At 32.6% G+C, this 15,242-nt stretch carries 20 protein-coding genes and 6 pseudogenes; 22 read left to right on the forward strand and 4 right to left on the reverse strand.

What is annotated here, in order from left to right; all coding sequences use genetic code 11:
* Positions 1 to 519 precede the first annotated feature (519 nt).
* The 14 genes and pseudogenes from AC6BKE_RS04170 to AC6BKE_RS04235 all read left to right on the forward strand — a co-directional run bounded on the left by AC6BKE_RS04170 (position 520) and on the right by AC6BKE_RS04235 (position 6,806).
* Complete coding sequence (locus tag AC6BKE_RS04170) at positions 520 to 657, forward strand: hypothetical protein (RefSeq protein ID WP_499855896.1); 138 nt, start codon at positions 520 to 522, stop codon at positions 655 to 657.
* Between the two features lie 125 nt (positions 658 to 782).
* Complete coding sequence (locus AC6BKE_RS04175; protein ID WP_499855932.1) at positions 783 to 977, forward strand: hypothetical protein; 195 nt, start codon at positions 783 to 785, stop codon at positions 975 to 977.
* Positions 978 to 1,265: 288 nt separating this feature from the next.
* Entirely contained in the window at positions 1,266 to 1,358 is a 93-nt protein-coding gene (locus tag AC6BKE_RS04180; RefSeq protein WP_499855935.1) for a hypothetical protein, read from the forward strand.
* 158 nt (positions 1,359 to 1,516) lie between these two features.
* Complete coding sequence (locus tag AC6BKE_RS04185) at positions 1,517 to 1,669, forward strand: hypothetical protein (RefSeq protein ID WP_499855937.1); 153 nt, start codon at positions 1,517 to 1,519, stop codon at positions 1,667 to 1,669.
* Positions 1,670 to 1,732: 63 nt separating this feature from the next.
* Positions 1,733 to 1,919 (forward strand): annotated as a pseudogene (locus tag AC6BKE_RS04190) (hypothetical protein).
* Between the two features lie 193 nt (positions 1,920 to 2,112).
* Positions 2,113 to 2,208, forward strand: coding sequence for a hypothetical protein (locus tag AC6BKE_RS04195; RefSeq protein WP_499855897.1), 96 nt, complete (start codon positions 2,113 to 2,115; stop codon positions 2,206 to 2,208).
* Complete coding sequence (locus AC6BKE_RS04200) at positions 2,177 to 2,461, forward strand: TnsB C-terminal domain-containing protein (protein ID WP_499855898.1); 285 nt, start codon at positions 2,177 to 2,179, stop codon at positions 2,459 to 2,461. The genes AC6BKE_RS04195 and AC6BKE_RS04200 overlap by 32 nt, the downstream gene beginning before the upstream one ends.
* Positions 2,462 to 2,561: 100 nt before the next feature.
* Positions 2,562 to 3,095, forward strand: coding sequence for a Mu transposase C-terminal domain-containing protein (locus AC6BKE_RS04205; protein WP_499855900.1), 534 nt, complete (start codon positions 2,562 to 2,564; stop codon positions 3,093 to 3,095).
* Complete coding sequence (locus tag AC6BKE_RS04210) at positions 3,064 to 3,249, forward strand: hypothetical protein (RefSeq protein ID WP_499855902.1); 186 nt, start codon at positions 3,064 to 3,066, stop codon at positions 3,247 to 3,249. The genes AC6BKE_RS04205 and AC6BKE_RS04210 overlap by 32 nt, the downstream gene beginning before the upstream one ends.
* 66 nt (positions 3,250 to 3,315) lie before the next feature.
* Positions 3,316 to 4,940, forward strand: a pseudogene (locus AC6BKE_RS04215) (AAA family ATPase).
* A 295-nt stretch (positions 4,941 to 5,235) separates the two neighbouring features.
* A complete protein-coding gene (locus tag AC6BKE_RS04220) occupies positions 5,236 to 5,793 on the forward strand; it encodes a TniQ family protein (RefSeq protein ID WP_499855904.1) in 558 nt (185 codons plus the stop codon).
* Between the two features lie 56 nt (positions 5,794 to 5,849).
* Entirely contained in the window at positions 5,850 to 6,272 is a 423-nt protein-coding gene (locus AC6BKE_RS04225) for a TnsD family Tn7-like transposition protein (RefSeq protein WP_499855939.1), read from the forward strand.
* Positions 6,273 to 6,279: 7 nt separating this feature from the next.
* A complete protein-coding gene (locus AC6BKE_RS04230) occupies positions 6,280 to 6,423 on the forward strand; it encodes a TnsD family Tn7-like transposition protein (RefSeq protein ID WP_499855906.1) in 144 nt (47 codons plus the stop codon).
* Positions 6,390 to 6,806 carry a TnsD family Tn7-like transposition protein gene (locus tag AC6BKE_RS04235; RefSeq protein WP_499855907.1) on the forward strand — a complete coding sequence of 139 codons (417 nt, stop codon included), beginning with the start codon at positions 6,390 to 6,392 and terminating at the stop codon, positions 6,804 to 6,806. Before AC6BKE_RS04230 ends, AC6BKE_RS04235 begins: the two co-directional genes overlap by 34 nt.
* 98 nt (positions 6,807 to 6,904) lie before the next feature.
* Here AC6BKE_RS04235 and AC6BKE_RS04240 read toward each other — a convergent pair.
* Positions 6,905 to 7,018, reverse strand: a pseudogene (locus AC6BKE_RS04240) (cytochrome c biogenesis protein CcdA); the annotation flags it as partial.
* Between the two features lie 379 nt (positions 7,019 to 7,397).
* Between AC6BKE_RS04240 and AC6BKE_RS04245 the strand changes: the two are divergent.
* The 5 genes from AC6BKE_RS04245 (at position 7,398) to AC6BKE_RS04265 (ending at position 9,609) form a co-directional block, all read left to right on the forward strand.
* Positions 7,398 to 7,619 carry a DeoR family transcriptional regulator gene (locus AC6BKE_RS04245; protein ID WP_499855941.1) on the forward strand — a complete coding sequence of 74 codons (222 nt, stop codon included), beginning with the start codon at positions 7,398 to 7,400 and terminating at the stop codon, positions 7,617 to 7,619.
* The gene (locus AC6BKE_RS04250) at positions 7,604 to 7,825 is read left to right on the forward strand and encodes a hypothetical protein (protein ID WP_499855909.1); all 222 of its coding nucleotides are present in this window, start codon (positions 7,604 to 7,606) and stop codon (positions 7,823 to 7,825) included. Before AC6BKE_RS04245 ends, AC6BKE_RS04250 begins: the two co-directional genes overlap by 16 nt.
* 224 nt (positions 7,826 to 8,049) lie before the next feature.
* Positions 8,050 to 8,391 carry an urease accessory protein UreH domain-containing protein gene (locus tag AC6BKE_RS04255; protein WP_499855910.1) on the forward strand — a complete coding sequence of 114 codons (342 nt, stop codon included), beginning with the start codon at positions 8,050 to 8,052 and terminating at the stop codon, positions 8,389 to 8,391.
* A 330-nt stretch (positions 8,392 to 8,721) separates the two neighbouring features.
* Positions 8,722 to 9,132 carry a hypothetical protein gene (locus AC6BKE_RS04260; RefSeq protein ID WP_499855912.1) on the forward strand — a complete coding sequence of 137 codons (411 nt, stop codon included), beginning with the start codon at positions 8,722 to 8,724 and terminating at the stop codon, positions 9,130 to 9,132.
* A gap of 390 nt (positions 9,133 to 9,522) precedes the next feature.
* Positions 9,523 to 9,609, forward strand: a complete 87-nt coding sequence (locus AC6BKE_RS04265; RefSeq protein WP_499855942.1) for a cupredoxin domain-containing protein — start codon at positions 9,523 to 9,525, stop codon at positions 9,607 to 9,609.
* Positions 9,610 to 10,410: 801 nt separating this feature from the next.
* Here AC6BKE_RS04265 and AC6BKE_RS04270 read toward each other — a convergent pair.
* The 3 genes and pseudogenes from AC6BKE_RS04270 to AC6BKE_RS04280 form a co-directional block, all read right to left on the reverse strand.
* Positions 10,411 to 12,524 (reverse strand): annotated as a pseudogene (locus tag AC6BKE_RS04270) (heavy metal translocating P-type ATPase).
* 132 nt (positions 12,525 to 12,656) lie between these two features.
* On the reverse strand, positions 12,657 to 12,779 hold the full coding sequence (locus AC6BKE_RS04275) for a heavy-metal-associated domain-containing protein (RefSeq protein ID WP_499855914.1): 123 nt from the start codon (positions 12,777 to 12,779) through the stop codon (positions 12,657 to 12,659).
* Positions 12,772 to 13,134, reverse strand: a pseudogene (locus AC6BKE_RS04280) (ArsR/SmtB family transcription factor). The gene AC6BKE_RS04275 and the pseudogene AC6BKE_RS04280 overlap by 8 nt, the downstream one beginning before the upstream one ends.
* 469 nt (positions 13,135 to 13,603) lie before the next feature.
* Here AC6BKE_RS04280 and AC6BKE_RS04285 point away from each other — a divergent pair.
* The 3 genes and pseudogenes from AC6BKE_RS04285 to AC6BKE_RS04295 all read left to right on the forward strand — a co-directional run bounded on the left by AC6BKE_RS04285 (position 13,604) and on the right by AC6BKE_RS04295 (position 15,136).
* Positions 13,604 to 13,840, forward strand: a complete 237-nt coding sequence (locus tag AC6BKE_RS04285; RefSeq protein ID WP_499855943.1) for a hypothetical protein — start codon at positions 13,604 to 13,606, stop codon at positions 13,838 to 13,840.
* 335 nt (positions 13,841 to 14,175) lie between these two features.
* On the forward strand, positions 14,176 to 14,592 hold the full coding sequence (locus AC6BKE_RS04290; protein WP_499855916.1) for a hypothetical protein: 417 nt from the start codon (positions 14,176 to 14,178) through the stop codon (positions 14,590 to 14,592).
* 100 nt (positions 14,593 to 14,692) lie between these two features.
* A pseudogene (locus AC6BKE_RS04295) lies at positions 14,693 to 15,136 on the forward strand (MarR family winged helix-turn-helix transcriptional regulator).
* The last annotated feature ends 106 nt before the right edge of the window (positions 15,137 to 15,242 follow it).

The following is a 15,242-nucleotide window of genomic DNA, read 5'->3' on the forward strand; positions in this document are numbered from 1 at the left end:
TAAGGATTTGCATAATAAAATCGGTGTTGACAGTCATTGTCGTGAGTGTATTGGGATTTGGTTTGAATGGCAAAATCGAGCGGTAGAAAAGAAGTGGAGAATTAAAATGTATATAATCAAGGGCTGTTAAAAACATAATGTGAATCGAAGAAAGTTAGCATCTTCTTTACTAAAATTAGCAAACGTCCACTCTTTAAAGGACGTTTTTTATGTGTAAACGATTGTAATATAAATACTTTTATAAAATGGAATAAATTAAACTACAAGTAAGTCAAAAAGTTATAATAATTTTCAGAATTACTTTTTGAACCATAATTATGTCGACGAGGCGGTGCTTTACATGTCTAAAAGGAAATGTACAACATTTTCTCAGAGAAAAAAAAATGATTGCTTTAAAGAAGGAGCAAGGGTCAAGGGGAACTATCAAATTATATACCTAGGATTAAAATACAAGATATATAGTCACAAGGAAATGCTTCTCAATTAATAGAGTAGAGCCACAAAAGGAGACAGCATGAATTGTTGTCTAACTTGGAAAGAGACTTTTTTCTCTTATTAGATTGGGCATTTACAGTGGTAGACATAAGAGAACAGTTTCCTTTAAATGTTGAAACAACTATTCGTATAGCTGAAGAGAAAGGAATTAAGCACTTCTAAAGATAATAGTTCAGGTATACCGATAGATATGACAACAGATTTCTTTATAACAGTTATAAAACTATGAAAGAGATATAGAACTAAGAACTGTAAAACCAAGTGAACAACTTGAAGATAAACGAGTAATTGAAAAGTTAAAAATTAAACAAGAGTATTGGGAGATACAAGGAATAACTTGGGGGGTCATAACTGAAAAGGAAATTCCTAAACAACTAGCAAACAATATTCTATGGATACATAAATCTTATTATTTAGCAAGGAAAGAAGATATAAGCCATCCTATTTTCTTCTCTGCATTTATTGATTTTAAAAAAGGATGAAGTTGTAGCATTTTATAATAAATTTGATGAGGATTATAACTTAGAAACAGGCTCATTCTTTAAGTTATATAAAACATTTTATAGCTTTAAAAATATATTAAAATAGATATGAGTAAAGAAAATTAACCCAAGCAATCTAACTTTAGATCAAATTATTATGAATGTTTCTAAGGAGGATAACATTGATTACAATATCAGTTAATGAATTAATTAAAGACTTGACGTGTAATAAAGTATATACGTATACTTTGGATTGATGAAAGTAACATAGTTACATATGCAATTGATATAGAAGATTCCAATGCCTTACCATTCCTTTTAAAAGTTAAAGATATACATCAAGGATTTATAGAAAATTCATACTCCGTATCTAGAATCTGATCACACAAACATACTAATTAACCACATTAATTTACCTGAGGGAATGAAACAAAAGAGAGACACAGCGTGGGCAATTATCAAAAACTTAGTGAATGATGAACCTTCAATTTATAAGAAAAAATTAGGTAGGCGAGGCTGGTGAAACAAACTTGTAAATAATAAAGTATGTACAAAAACAAGCTGCTTATAAATATTTGAGAAAGTACTGGCAGAGAGGAAAAACTATGAATAGTTTGCTTCCGGATTATAGTAACTCTGGAGGTAAGGGAAGAAATAAAAAAAAGTGGTACTTTGAAAAGGGGAAAACCTAGAACCACTAACAGTGTAGGAATGATGTAACCGATGATGAAACAAGGGAAATATTTCGTAAATCGATTAAAAGGTACTATTTTACAAGCAAGAGAAACTCATTGTCATTCGCATATAAAATGATGATAAAGGAGTTCTATGCAGATGAAGTTCGTTACGAAAACAATACAATATATAGTAATACAGGATGAAAATAAAATTCCTTCATTAAGACAATTTAGATATTGGCACAACAAAAGAATTTGGTATTGAACAAAAAATAGTAAGTAGAGAAGGTAAGAAAAAATTTGAACGAGATCATCGAGCAATATTCAGGATCTTCAACTTATGAAGTCATGGGGCCAGGATCACGATATCAAATAGATGCGACTATTGGTAATGTGTATCTGGTATTATCATTTTAATTTGTGATTATATTGTAGGTAAACCAATTATATATTTTGTGGTGGACGTATATACACATATGATTACAGGAATGTATATCGGATTTGAAGGTCCTTCTTTGAACGATGATGGCAATAGCAAATGCAGCATCAGATAAAAAGGAATATTGCAGTAGATATGGTATAGAAATTTCAAATGAAATGTGGCCATCTGCGCATCTTCCTGAAATTATTCTAGGGGATAGAGGTAAGTTGGAGGGATATAACGTGAATAGTTTAATTGAAGGGTTGGATTTGGTAGTGGAGAATAATCCTGCTTTTCGACCAGATTGGAAGGGAATTGTGGAAAAATTGTTCGATACTTCACAAAGTAAAATAAAGCCGTTCTTACCAGGTTACAGTACAGAGTGATTTTAGGGAACGTGGGGCTAGTGAAGTTCTCGTTTAGAAGCTAAGTTAACTATAGATCAATATACAAAAATTGCATTGATTTATTATTTTATAACAAAAAATGGTATGTGAAGGATTTGTTAAGAGGGGAAGCAGCCATGATTTAGGGGAAAATGTAAAACCGACTCCTCTTAAACTCTGGAATTGGGGCATTAAAAATAGAGCAGGTAAGCTAAGGAAGGAACATCCTAATACTATAAAGTTTTACTTATTGTCCACAGATACAGCTACAGTAACCTCAAAGGGAATAAAGTTTAAAAATAGGTTATTTAGCTGTGAAACAGCTATAAAGGAATCTTGGTTTGTACAAGCTAGAACAAAGAAAAGTTGGACAGTTGATATTTCATACGATCCTCAAAACATGGACATTATTTATCTGCACATTAATGATAAATCACTTTTTGAAAGTTGCTTCCTTTTAGATCATCAGAAGAGATACAAAAATAAAGTACTTGAAGAAATTGAACAATTATTAATGATTGAACAAAACACATATAAAATTGAAAGTCATAGTTTGTTACAAGAAGAAATTAATTTTTATTCTAAAATTGAAGGAATAGTGGATGAGGCAATTAAGAACACCAAATCAAGATGAAAATAATAAAATCACTAAAACGGAAAAAATAAAAAATATTAGAGAAAATCGGGAAGTTGAAAAAAGTTTACGAAGAGAGTATGAGGCATTTCAAATAGGTGTAACTGAGATTGATAATGATAAAAACATTGCTTATTTCTTTTGCACCTTCTGAGCGGAAAGATAAAAAAACTGAAACATCTACGATAATGGAATTATTTAAAAAGCAAAGAAAAAAGAGATGAAAAATGGGAAGACAATTGAATTAGAGAGTGGTATTGAAGTTCTATTGGCAGAGTATCGTGAACAAGAAATAATTGATTATAAAGGGAATCCCCTTATTGAAGCGTTACCTCCGATACTCTCTAAAGAAGAAGCGTTTGATCAACTTAGCTTTATACCTATGTTTCATAATAGTGAAAGAAATTTATCAAGTCATCATCGTTACCATGCTTTACTAAGATTATCAAGATTTTATCAGCCTATAAATCAAACCTTAAATCTAGAACAGCGTTTTTCAGGTTTCATTAGGTATGGATATGTTAATCGAAATCCATTACATAAAAAACATGTTCAAGCATTACTTGATTTACACAACAAGCTTGTTAATAAAGAGGAAACCAAATTGCACACCAGATATACGTTCTTCTGCTTCAAGTTTCACTTTAATGGGATATAGCAGGAATAGGTAAAACGTGTGCGATAAAAAGGGTACTATCTCTTTATCCGCAAGTAATATTGCATCAAAATCCAATCAATTTGATTCAAATTGTATGGTTAAAGTTGGATTGTCCACATGATAGATGATAAAAAAGTCTTTGTATCAACTTTAAAAAAAAGTTGATTCGTTGACAGGTACTAATTATTTTGAAAAGTATCCTAGTTCATCAAATTCAGTTAACTCAATGGTAACTCGTATAGGGGCAAGTCGCTCGTTTACACTCCAATAGCACATTAAGCATTTGATAAGGTTCAGCACTCGTTATTTGCATCAGGTGCTGCATCAGAAATGATGATGAATTTTTTTGTAACGCTAGTGAATGAAATAGGAGTACAGTAATGTTTATTGGAACCATGAAAGCCAAGGCATTATTACAAAAGGATTTCAGACAAGCACGTAGAAGCAGTGGCCAAGGCGACATGGTATGGCAGCAAATGAAACAAGATGATGATTGGGAAGTATTAATCACAAGTATGTGGGATTATCAGTGGACGAATGAATATACGGAACTGACAGAAGAATTATTAAACACGATTAGAAGAGAGCCAAGGAATTGTGGATGTTGCTGTTAAGTTGTATTTACTCGCACAAGCGAGGGCAATCAATTCTGGCCTTGAAAAAATAACCCCTAAACTTATACAAAAGGTAGTGAAAGAAGATTTGAAACTTCTTCAACCTATGTTGGAGGCTCTTAAATCCGGAAATCAAAGCGACATTGCAAAATACGAAGATATTGTTCCAATGGATATTGAAGATTATCTTCTAAATAGATTGCCAGTATTAGACCTTAAGGCCAGGGTTCAGGCAAAAAAGAAAAGATGGCCCAAAGATCGTACAAATAAAGAACTTCCAATACTAGAAAAATTAATCCTATCCTTAATTAATTTAGATGTTTCAGAAAAAATTGCTGAAAACGCTGCTAAATATGCACTGAAAAATTCACCTGAGTCAACAATTCCACAACTAATGACTCTATCACTCCAATACATTGAGGGAAAGAAAAAGAAGTTGAAGACGAAAGGCAATACTTCAGTAAATAAACTTCAATCAATAGTTGATATAGGAAAGAAAATAAACGCTTCTGTTATGAGGCATTATGTGAAGAAGGATATATTAAAAATCCTTTAGATGACTTAATAATGTAAGGGTGTGTAAATAAAATAGATGTTAGCATTTTTTCCTTCAATTTATAAAGATGAAAACTATTGTGTAGTTGTGTTGGCTAGATACCATAAACGTTCAGGAAATTAAGTAATAAACATTCAACTTTAGATTTGTTTGGAAAAAAGAAAGCATATATTATTCCTGATTTACCTACTGATTTAGAGATATTATTAGAAAAAGTAAATCCTTTTTTAAATTCGAGTATTGATGAATGGATAAATTATCATACATTGTATAACTACTATACAAATTTTACTTCAAAAGAAATAAAACAGAGTGTTCGAAATAAAATGTTATATGGCTATCAGCAATGTCTCCTTGCTCATTCAACAGGTCAAATGGTTACAAACTTACATAAAAGAGCCTATGTATTTTCGCTATTGTCCTAACTGCTTTGAAGAAGATATTCAAGTGAATGGAGAAACATATCGCAGACATCACCAATTACCAAGTGTATTTATTTGTTTAAAGCATTCTGTCTTGCTTGTAGACAGTTCAATCTTAATTAGGCAAGGAAACTCTTCGTATTTTTATTCAAACATTGAAAACAGTTTAGAGAAGGGCAATAAAAGTGATGTTTCAAAAGTAAACTTTGATTTGCTACGTCATTTTGCTGTAGAAAGTAGCAACTTAAATCAAAAGGATTATAAATTTGATCAGTTAAATTTATTAGAGATTTATCATTACCTATTGGATCGCGAAGGGTATGTAAAATCAAACGGCACAATCGGACCAAAGGCGATTAGAAGAAGACTTTTTATTAAGAAGTTTAAGGTCGATTTTTTAATATTGATGCAATCATTTCCAAGTGGTGTAAAAGGACCATGTAGTTAAGGGCAATAACAAGAAAACATCGAAAGTCTTTTCATCCTGTACGGCATTTACTGTTCATTTATTTTTTAGGTGAATCGGTTGATACAATTGAACAGTATGCAAATAAACGATATAGTCCATTTGGTGAAGAGCCATATCTATGTTTGAATCCTGCGGCAGAACACTTTCTACAGCCTGTAATAACTAATTTAAAGGTTACTCGTTGCTATGATACTAAAAGGCCGGTAGGAACCTTCTCCTGTGCCTGTGGCTTTGTTTATTCTCGTAAGGAACCAGAAAATAGAACAGAAGAGGATAAAACAAATATAGGGCGTATTAAGATGTTAGGTGATACTTGGTTGAGCAAACTCCATCAATTGGTTGAAATAGAACAGTTGAGTTATAAAGCATGCTCAAAAATATTAAAAGTCGACACCAAAACAATTATTAAGTATTCTAAGCAAAGAAATAGTAAGCCTATGAACAAGGAAGTCATCTAAAAGTGATTTGAAGCAAAAATGGATTGATTTAATTAACCAATACCCCATATTATCAAGAACAGAATTTAGAAAAAAAGACCCATCACTTTATATGCGAATTTATAGAAATGATAAGGAATGGTTAAAGGAACATTCCCAGTTGTTAAAGTAAATAGGGTTACTAATAAAAGAGTTGATTGGGTACAGAGAGACCTTCACATCTTGGGCATGGTAAAAAAAGCAGTGGAAGATATAAGTGCTAAAGAAAAACCAGTTAGAATAACCGTAAGCAGTATAGGTAAAATGATTAATAATAAATCGTTGTTAGAAAAAAGAGTAAATAAACTGCCCAATACGATGAAGTATATTGAGAGTGTTAAAGAAAATACGACCAATTTTCAAAAGAGGCGTATTAGTTGGGCTATAGATCAATTAAAAGATGAAGAACTTGAAGTTTGGAAAATAATGCGAAAAGCAGGAATCAGTGAAAGATTTTATTCTGGGTTAGAGATAGAAATAAAAAGGCAGATAATAAGTGCGAAGCAAAAATTATGATATAAAGAATGATACCAAAAAGCTGATCTACAATAGCTGAAAACACGGCTTTTTTTGTTGTAGTCATAATGGTGTTGTTTCATCTTGAAATCGAAAAATTAAAATCCTGTGAATCCACCAAAGAAGGGAGTAAACCAAGCAATAATTTTTGTCATCATGTCAAAATAGAGTAGCACACCCATTACTATCATTAACCATCCACCAATGCTCATAATGAGATGACTTTTTGTTGGAAAAAGACGTTGCATGCTGTGCAAATCATATTGACTAAGAAGAACTTGAACAGTGAACAAGTTTGTAATCAAAGCAATATTTATTCTTCTGACTTTAGCAACAGAAGCACAGTAAATATGAAACTACTGTGCTTCTGTTTTTAGTTCAATACATACTATGCAACCTCTCATATTCATGTGGGGGGAGCATCTACAGAGAAGTTTATTAATAATTGACATAACTATGTAACAAAATATCCCGAGGTTTATATTGATTATTCTGATTGCTATAATAAAATGATGTTATATCTTGTTAAGTTATAACATTGAGGAGGAAAACTTCTTATTTATTTCAGAGAGACAACAACTTATACGTGACATGACCTTTCTATATAGACACAATTTGAAAATCTCAGAATTAAGTCAAACACTTGAGGTATCAGAGATGACAATACATCGAGATATAAAACCTCTGATTGAAGAAGGGCTTATTATGAAGACATATGGTGGGATTACACTTATAAGGGATCAATCTATACATCGTGTTGAGGAAGACGAGTGTGTCATCGTAAGTGTGATGATCGATTGGTTTACAGGATAATTCTTTTAAATGGAGAACGTGAAAATGCTTGTTGCAGCCATTGTGGAATACTGCGGCATCGACAGTTAGGTGATGAGGTAGCACAAGCAATTTGTACCGATTTTTTAACAGGGTCAACGATGGACGCTCATCTAGCTTGGTTTGTTTTAGACACTACTGTCCATATTCGTTGTTGTTACCCACAAGTGTTGGTATTTGAGACTTAAAGAATATGCAGAGAACTTTGTAAAAGGATTCGGAGGTAAAGTCCTTACATTTTCCGAAATAATGAAATCATTTCCTCAACACCTTAAATTGTCCTGTAAGAACAGTTGAAGAGGGGAATTTAAATGAATGAGGTATTTCTTCAGATACATGTGTGGTTAAGTCAGTTAGCCAATTTAGTAGCAGAACCAATTTATACTTAGCACTAAAACTAGATGTATGGGGAATGAAGGCTTTCTTATTAGGGTTGGTTGGGGCAACTGCACCATGTAAACTTACATCTAATTCTACTGCTGTTGCTTTGATTACATATGAGACTGAAAAAAATAAAAGGTGGTTGAATGTAGGGAGTTATATTACAGGCAAATCTTTAGTGTACATATTGTTAGGCATAATGTCTGTATTCATGGGTGGTACAGTTTGTGATTTTCCTTTGGTCTTGGAACAATGTTTTTCCGTAAATTATTTGGCCTTACTCTTTCTCTTAATTCAATTAGCTCTCCTTGGAAATATTTCAGTACATTCCTCTGCATCACAACGTATCTTCCAAAAAGTCCAAAAAGAATAAAAAATGAAAAATACATCTCTTTCTTTGGGTTGGCTATGGGTTTTTTATTATCTGTTCCTACGTTGTTTTGGTTATTTTTTGTCTTGTTATTGCCGACAGGAAATGGAGAATTTAATTTGATAGGTCCCATTTTTTTTGCAATTGGAACAGCAATGCCACTCATTTTATATCTGATATTACTGACTATTAGTGAACGGTTATTAAATCCAATGAAGAAGACTTTGTATTCATTCCAGTTAATAGTATCAAGGAATATTTCTGCAATCTTCTTTATATTGTAGGATTATTCGAAACTTTAAATGCTTGGATAGGATAGAAGGGAATTTGTTTATGATATATATATTTAGTTTTAGTATTATTTTTTTGTTAACCGGTTACGTCATTTTTTCTACCTATCGTGCCAAATCGTTTTTATCAGAAATGACTGCTATGATGATTGCAATGGCTGTTTCTATGATGGCTAGCGTACGTCGTCAGAACCATATTAGGAGTAATATTAGTAGGGAAAATGACTGTCCAGTAATCTCCTCAGTACTTTTTGGCATGATAATTGGATATGTTATTGGGCGTCCCTTTAGTTTATTGGCTTCATTAGATGGACTGTATATTAGCAGGTATCATGGGCGGCATGATGGGTGCAATGTTGGGGGTAATGGTTTTTTCTTGAGATTTTGTCGTTATGATGATATTTGTGGATGCAATTTTTATCATTGTCATGATTCTTATATTGAAATTAATTAGACAAGAAGTTAAGGAACAAAAATAACGGTAATATCAAATAAAAATAAATGGAGTAAGAGCTCTTTTGTGTAATTGCCGTATTATTAGTTGTTTCTTTGTATTCTTTAAACCCATTTCTCATTACTTCAGAGATCTTTTGGGTGATACAACTCCGGTTTCAGACGATTCTTCTACAAAAATAAATGAAGTAAAAGCAAGAGCAAAAAGACGGTTATCAGGAAGCCGTCATAATGGAAGAGCCATTGGAATGCAGCTGAGATATGTAAAAGTAAAAGCTGGAATCCCAGTTCAACTTCATTTTCAAAAGAGTTTTTCAGGGTGGATGCTTATCATACTTAATAATAGAGGACTCCTTCCAAATAGAAAAAGATCTTGATAAAAGGTGATAACTTGGTCGAATTCACACCAGAAAAACCGGGTATATATACGTTTCATTGTGGAATGAATATGTATTTTGGAAAGATAATAGTTGAATAATGGATAACAACGAAACAAAGCACAGCCATTAAGAGTCTGTGCTTTGTTTTAGTTTCACCTTTAAAATTTCTTTACTTATGTAGATTTAAAAAATAAGTATCGTGGGGTTTTCTTCTTTCTTCAGAGAGATATTCTACTTTAAGCATATTCTCTAAGTGTTTTTCTTCTTGAAGAATAGGTTATGAATTGAAACTATATTTAGTAAACAAATAATTAATGTAACTAAGTTAGGGAATGTCAAAAATTAACCTATAAACATTAAATTGAATCCAACAAATCCAGTTTAGACTATATTTGTATAAACCATTGGTGATTAGCGAGGTTTTTGTTTCTTTATCTATACCAACTCTCCAAGAGGTTTTCATTGTTATCATTGATAAAATAAAAAACAGTAAACCAATGGTAATTGTATTAAAATCCAAAGTAATGCATAACCTCATTGGTGAATAGTTTAGGTAAAATATTATCAATCGAATTATCAAATATTGACTCTAAAAGCCATGCAATTTTATACGAAAGTTGAAATTTTAACAAACATTTCGGAAGAATCGACGGATGTCCCCTTATTTCCTTTTCCTAACACATTTGCTTTTATCCCTGATTTCTTATTTAGAATAACTAGCTTTAATGAATAGGAAAATAAAAACAAAGCAAACAGAATCAATGAAAAAACATTTACCAGTTCCATTTTTATCTCTTCTTTCTATAATGAATTAAGTGCTATTTTAAGAAAGTAAAGTACTAGAAATAAAAAGATGGACTTTCATATAAAAAGCCCATCTATTGAATAAAGTGCGTTAATTAACATATTAAACGTAAGCTGTTTAATGCTACTAACGATGTTGCTCCCCCCATCTGAGACAATGGCAATCCAAAGTGTTAGCCAACCTGGAATAACTAATAGTAATGCAGCTAGTTTAATTAAAATGGCAAATGCTATATTTGCCTTGATAATATTTAAGGCCTTACGACTTAGCTTTATTGTAAACGGTAATTTCCGTAGATCATCTGCCATTAAAGCAACATCTGCAGTCTCTAATGCAGTGTCTGTACCAGCACCACCCATGGCGATACCGACTGTAGAAGCTGCTAAAGCAGGAGCATCGTTGACACCATCACCGACCATCGCAACATTGCCATAGTCTTTTCGAAGTTGTTTTATATAGGAAAGTTGTCTTCAGGCATTAATTCAGCTTGAATTTCAGAAACCCCTACATGATGACCAATTGCATTCGCAGTCCCTTTATTATCACCAGTTAACATGATTGTTTTCTTAACACCCATGTTATGCAATTTCTCAATAATTTCTTGGCTAGATTCACGTACCTCATCAGCTACGGCAATGATTGCTTGAATCTCTTTTTCAGTTCCTAATATCATGGCAGTTTTGCCTTCATTTTGTAACTTAAGGATGTTTCCTTCTAAATTCTCTGGAATAGGTACATTTAACTCTGGAACAATTTTGGGCTACCGATGTAATACAAAGTACCATCTACTTCACCTTTTATTCCTTTGCCAGTAATGGCTGCGAAAGCGTCAACGTTGATATTTTTGAATGAAACATTTTCTTCTTCGGCTCTTTTAATAATCGCAGAAGCTAAAGGGTGCTGAGATCGAATTCTAAAGCCGTAATTATGGCTAATTCTTTTTTGAATCTTTTTGGGTATTCATTACATCAAAGTTTGTAACCACTGGAACACCTTTTGTAAGCGTACCTGTTTTATCAAAAGCAATTGCCTTAAGCGAACCCATTTCCTCTAAATAAATGCCACCTTTAATTAAAACCCCTTTTTTAGCAGCATTACCTATAGCTGAAACAATTGAAATTGGTGTTGAAATAACAAGCGCACATGGACATCCAACTACAAGTACTGATAAACCTTGATAAACCCAAGTTTCCCAACTACCATCGAAGAACAGTGGGGGAACAATTACTACAAGCCTGCAATGACCATGATAATTGGTGTATAATATTTCGCAAATTTATCAACAAATGCTTGTGAAGGAGCGCGTTCACCTTGAGCTTCTTCAACTAGATGTATAATTTTTGAAATCGTTGTATCTTCAACCTACTTGTAATTTTAACTTCTAATAAACCCTCTTCATTTAATGTTTGGCAATTCCTTATCATCTACTGTTTTTGAAACTGGTACTGATTCCCCTGTAATAGCTGCTTGTTTAACTGCAGAAAGACCGCTAACCACGATGCCATCCATTGCAATTTTTTCCCCAGGTATAACAATCATAATATCGCCAATCTCTATATCATCTACGTGTCCCATGATTTCTTTAACATTTCGACGAATTAAAGCTTCTTTTGGTGCAATATCCATTAATGAGCGAATTGATTGACGTGCTTTATCCATTGAATAACGCTCTAAAGCTTCACTAATAGCGAATAGGATAACAACTATGGATGCTTCTGCCCATTCTCCTATAAATGCAGCACCAATGACAGCTACCGTCATTAATGTTTTCATGTCAAAATCAAAGCGAGTTAAATTTTTGAAACCAACTTTGAATAGATTGAAACCACCGATTACAATTGAAGCTATAAATAATAGGGAGGTAATAAGATTTTTCTTCACCGTTTACGTATTGAGATAGATAACCGAATACGATAAATAAGCTTGCGTATAAAAGTGTGCTATGTTTTTTGTAAAATGGTACTTTCTTTTCAACTTGCCCCTCACTATTGTCAGAAGATGGAGCTTTAGATCTGTATGAAGTGCTATCCATTGATACTTTTAAATTTTCAAAAGCTCCAGCTTTTTCAAGTTCCGCAATAGTTGTTTCGCCAGTTACGGAAATTTTAGAAGCACCGAAGTTTACTTTTGCATCTTGAACCCCTGGAAGCTCTTTTACATTACGTTCAAATTTACCTGCACTCTTTGCACGCAAGAAGCTCCTTCAATTCTATAGGTAGTATCTGTTTGGGGTGGAGTAACACGTTTTTGTTTTTCTGGCGTTACTTTTAAGTTTTCGAAAGCTCCAGCCTTTTCTAACTCCTCCACGGTCGCATCGCCTGTAACTGATATTTTCAGTGTTTACCCAAATTTCACCTTTGCATCTTGAACACCAGGTATTTCTTTTACATTACGTTCAAATTTACTTGCACAGTTGGCACAAGAGAAACCGTTCACGCGGAATACCTGTTTTTCCTCAGTCATTAATTTCACCTTCTTTATGTTCTTCAAATGCAACACTGATTAAATTCTTAAAATATGGGTCATGAATAGCGTAATAAACCAATTTCCCTTCTTTACGATATTCAGCTAATCCTAAATTTCGTAGTAAACGCAAATGGTGCGACGCAGTTGCTGTTGTTGACCCAATAATATTAGCGATACGCAAACACATAATTCATCTTCTAGTGTTAGCGCATAGGCAATTTTTACACGTGTATAGATCCGAAAGTGCTTTAAAAACTTTAGCAACATCCATTGATTTTTTTTCTTTTAACTTGTCTTGAACATAGTTTACTTTATCCTCATGAATACAGGTGATTTCACATATTTCTTTCATATATTTTCCTCCAGTTATCATTCAAACGTTCAAACGATTATTTGATTGTTTTTATAATAAACTTAAACATTCAAATAAGTCAAAACAGTTATTTGAATGTTTTATTTATTTAATGCAATTTATTATTTTTGACCAGAAAAGTATATGCAAAAGCCTAAGCTTGAAAAAAGTTAATTTTTTTGGATATGTATGGAAAAAGAAATGTAGATCATTAAATTAGAGGTTAGCTATTGAATATGATCAATTATTAGTTTGAATAATAGTTGCAAATTGCAAATAAAATTGCTATATATATTTATTAAGGATAGAATATTTTTGTGTTTTACTTAGTTTTATTAATTACAGCTATTATTTTTAATGAATTTATATTTGCAAAATGCAAATAATAAGGGGGATAAAAAATGAAAGGGATTCTTGATACAATCGTTCTGGGGGAGGGCAGGCTGGACTTGCAGCAGGCTATCATTTACTGAAAAAAGGTCTACGATTTTTAATATTAGAAGAAAGTGATCGGATGGGGGGTTCTTCGCCAAATTATTATGACAGTCTTAAATTGTTTTCTCCAGCAGGGTTTTCCTCTATGCCCGGCATGAAGTTTCCTGGAAACCAGAATCTCTATCCGAAAAGGGATGAAGTTATTCGATACTTACAAGATTATAAAAAAAAGTTCCAATTACCTGTTTTAATTAATCAGAGAGTAGAATGATAAAAAAAAATAACATAGGTTTTATTGTTCGAACTGTCACAGGCGATCAATTTTAAAATTAGAACAATAAGTAAATACTACAGCTAATTTAATAATCCTTTTATTCCTTAACATTCAAGGAAGAGAAGTCTTTCAAGGGAAAACACTTCACTCTTAAGGAAGGTATCAGAAATCCACAGCCATATCACAACCAAAGGGTAATCGTAATCGGAGGAGGTAATTGGGCTGTCCAGAATTGCTGTTGAATTGTCTAAGGTTAGCCAAACTACTCTTTCAGTACGACAGCCAATAAAATTGTAAAACAACGTCTACTTGGACGGGACATACACTATTGGTTGAAGGTATTTGGTTTTGATACCTTTCCTTTCTGGCGCTTTGGAAAAACGGCACCCAGATCAAATGCTGTGAATGATATAGGAGGATATAAAGATCGAATTAGTAAGGGGAGTCCGGAACAACGTTTAATGTTTACTTCTTTTTATGAAGATGGAGTTATTTGGCCGGACAGAGAAAGGGAGCCTGTAGATACCATTATCTATGCCACAGGATACAGACCACATTTACCCTATATGAAATTACTTGGTGCATTAGATGGGGAAGGAATGCCTTTACAAAAGGCAGGTATTAGCAGTATCCCTGGATTATATTTTGTGGGACTAGAAGGACAACGATCATTTTCATCTGCAACTTTAAGAGGTGTGGGAGAAGATACCAAGTATGTTGAAAAAGTTACTTCACCACATGAAAAGTAGAAACTTTTGAAGTGGAAAAAACATCTTCAAAAAAAGTTAAAAATATTTTAGTTGTATTTTGCAAATAAATAATATATATGTCTTTATAGGAGATGATTAAATGGAAAATAAACGTAAAGTTTCAAGTTTTAACTCAAAAGTTTGCTCTACTAAATAAAACATGTTGTACTGTAGGATCAATTGACATCACACAATACAGAGCCATATTCTATATGAGATCGACAAACAAAATAATCCTTCTATGCAACAAATAGCAGAGGCAATAGGTATGGATATTACTACATTTAGTAGACAGATTCAAACTCTTATTAAGATGAATCTTGTCAAAAAAACTCCTCTAACATCAGATAAAAGAGTGTACATTTTGTCATTAACTGTGGAGGACACATTTTCTCGCTACTACAATTGATGAAATGATAAACAATTATTTAAATGAAGTTTTTTCACATTTGAATGACTGAGAAAAGAAACTGTTTTACGTTCAATTCAACTCTTAAATAAAGCTATGGCTAAATCAAATTTGTGTTGTACACCTTCTCCATAACTCGTTACTAAAGAAAAATTAATGGAGATAAATTAATCTTTATCATTATCTTTAAAGCGTACGTTTAGGTAACTGAACGTACGCTTTAAAAAAAGTATAAAAATTT

The organism is Lysinibacillus sp. COL-1, assembly GCF_059814265.1.

What these genes read in the sequence shown, in the direction of transcription:
- AC6BKE_RS04200 (WP_499855898.1), top strand. Translation starts at nt 2,177, where the DNA reads ATGATGGCAATAGCAAATGCAGCATCAGATAAAAAGGAATATTGCAGT.
- AC6BKE_RS04205 (WP_499855900.1), top strand. Translation starts at nt 2,562, where the DNA reads ATGGTATGTGAAGGATTTGTTAAGAGGGGAAGCAGCCATGATTTAGGG.
- AC6BKE_RS04210 (WP_499855902.1), top strand. Translation starts at nt 3,064, where the DNA reads ATGAGGCAATTAAGAACACCAAATCAAGATGAAAATAATAAAATCACT.
- AC6BKE_RS04235 (WP_499855907.1), top strand. Translation starts at nt 6,390, where the DNA reads ATGGTTAAAGGAACATTCCCAGTTGTTAAAGTAAATAGGGTTACTAAT.
- AC6BKE_RS04245 (WP_499855941.1), top strand. Translation starts at nt 7,398, where the DNA reads ATGACCTTTCTATATAGACACAATTTGAAAATCTCAGAATTAAGTCAA.
- AC6BKE_RS04255 (WP_499855910.1), top strand. Translation starts at nt 8,050, where the DNA reads ATGAAGGCTTTCTTATTAGGGTTGGTTGGGGCAACTGCACCATGTAAA.
- AC6BKE_RS04260 (WP_499855912.1), top strand. Translation starts at nt 8,722, where the DNA reads ATGATATATATATTTAGTTTTAGTATTATTTTTTTGTTAACCGGTTAC.
- AC6BKE_RS04275 (WP_499855914.1), bottom strand. Translation starts at nt 12,779, where the DNA reads ATGACTGAGGAAAAACAGGTATTCCGCGTGAACGGTTTCTCTTGTGCC.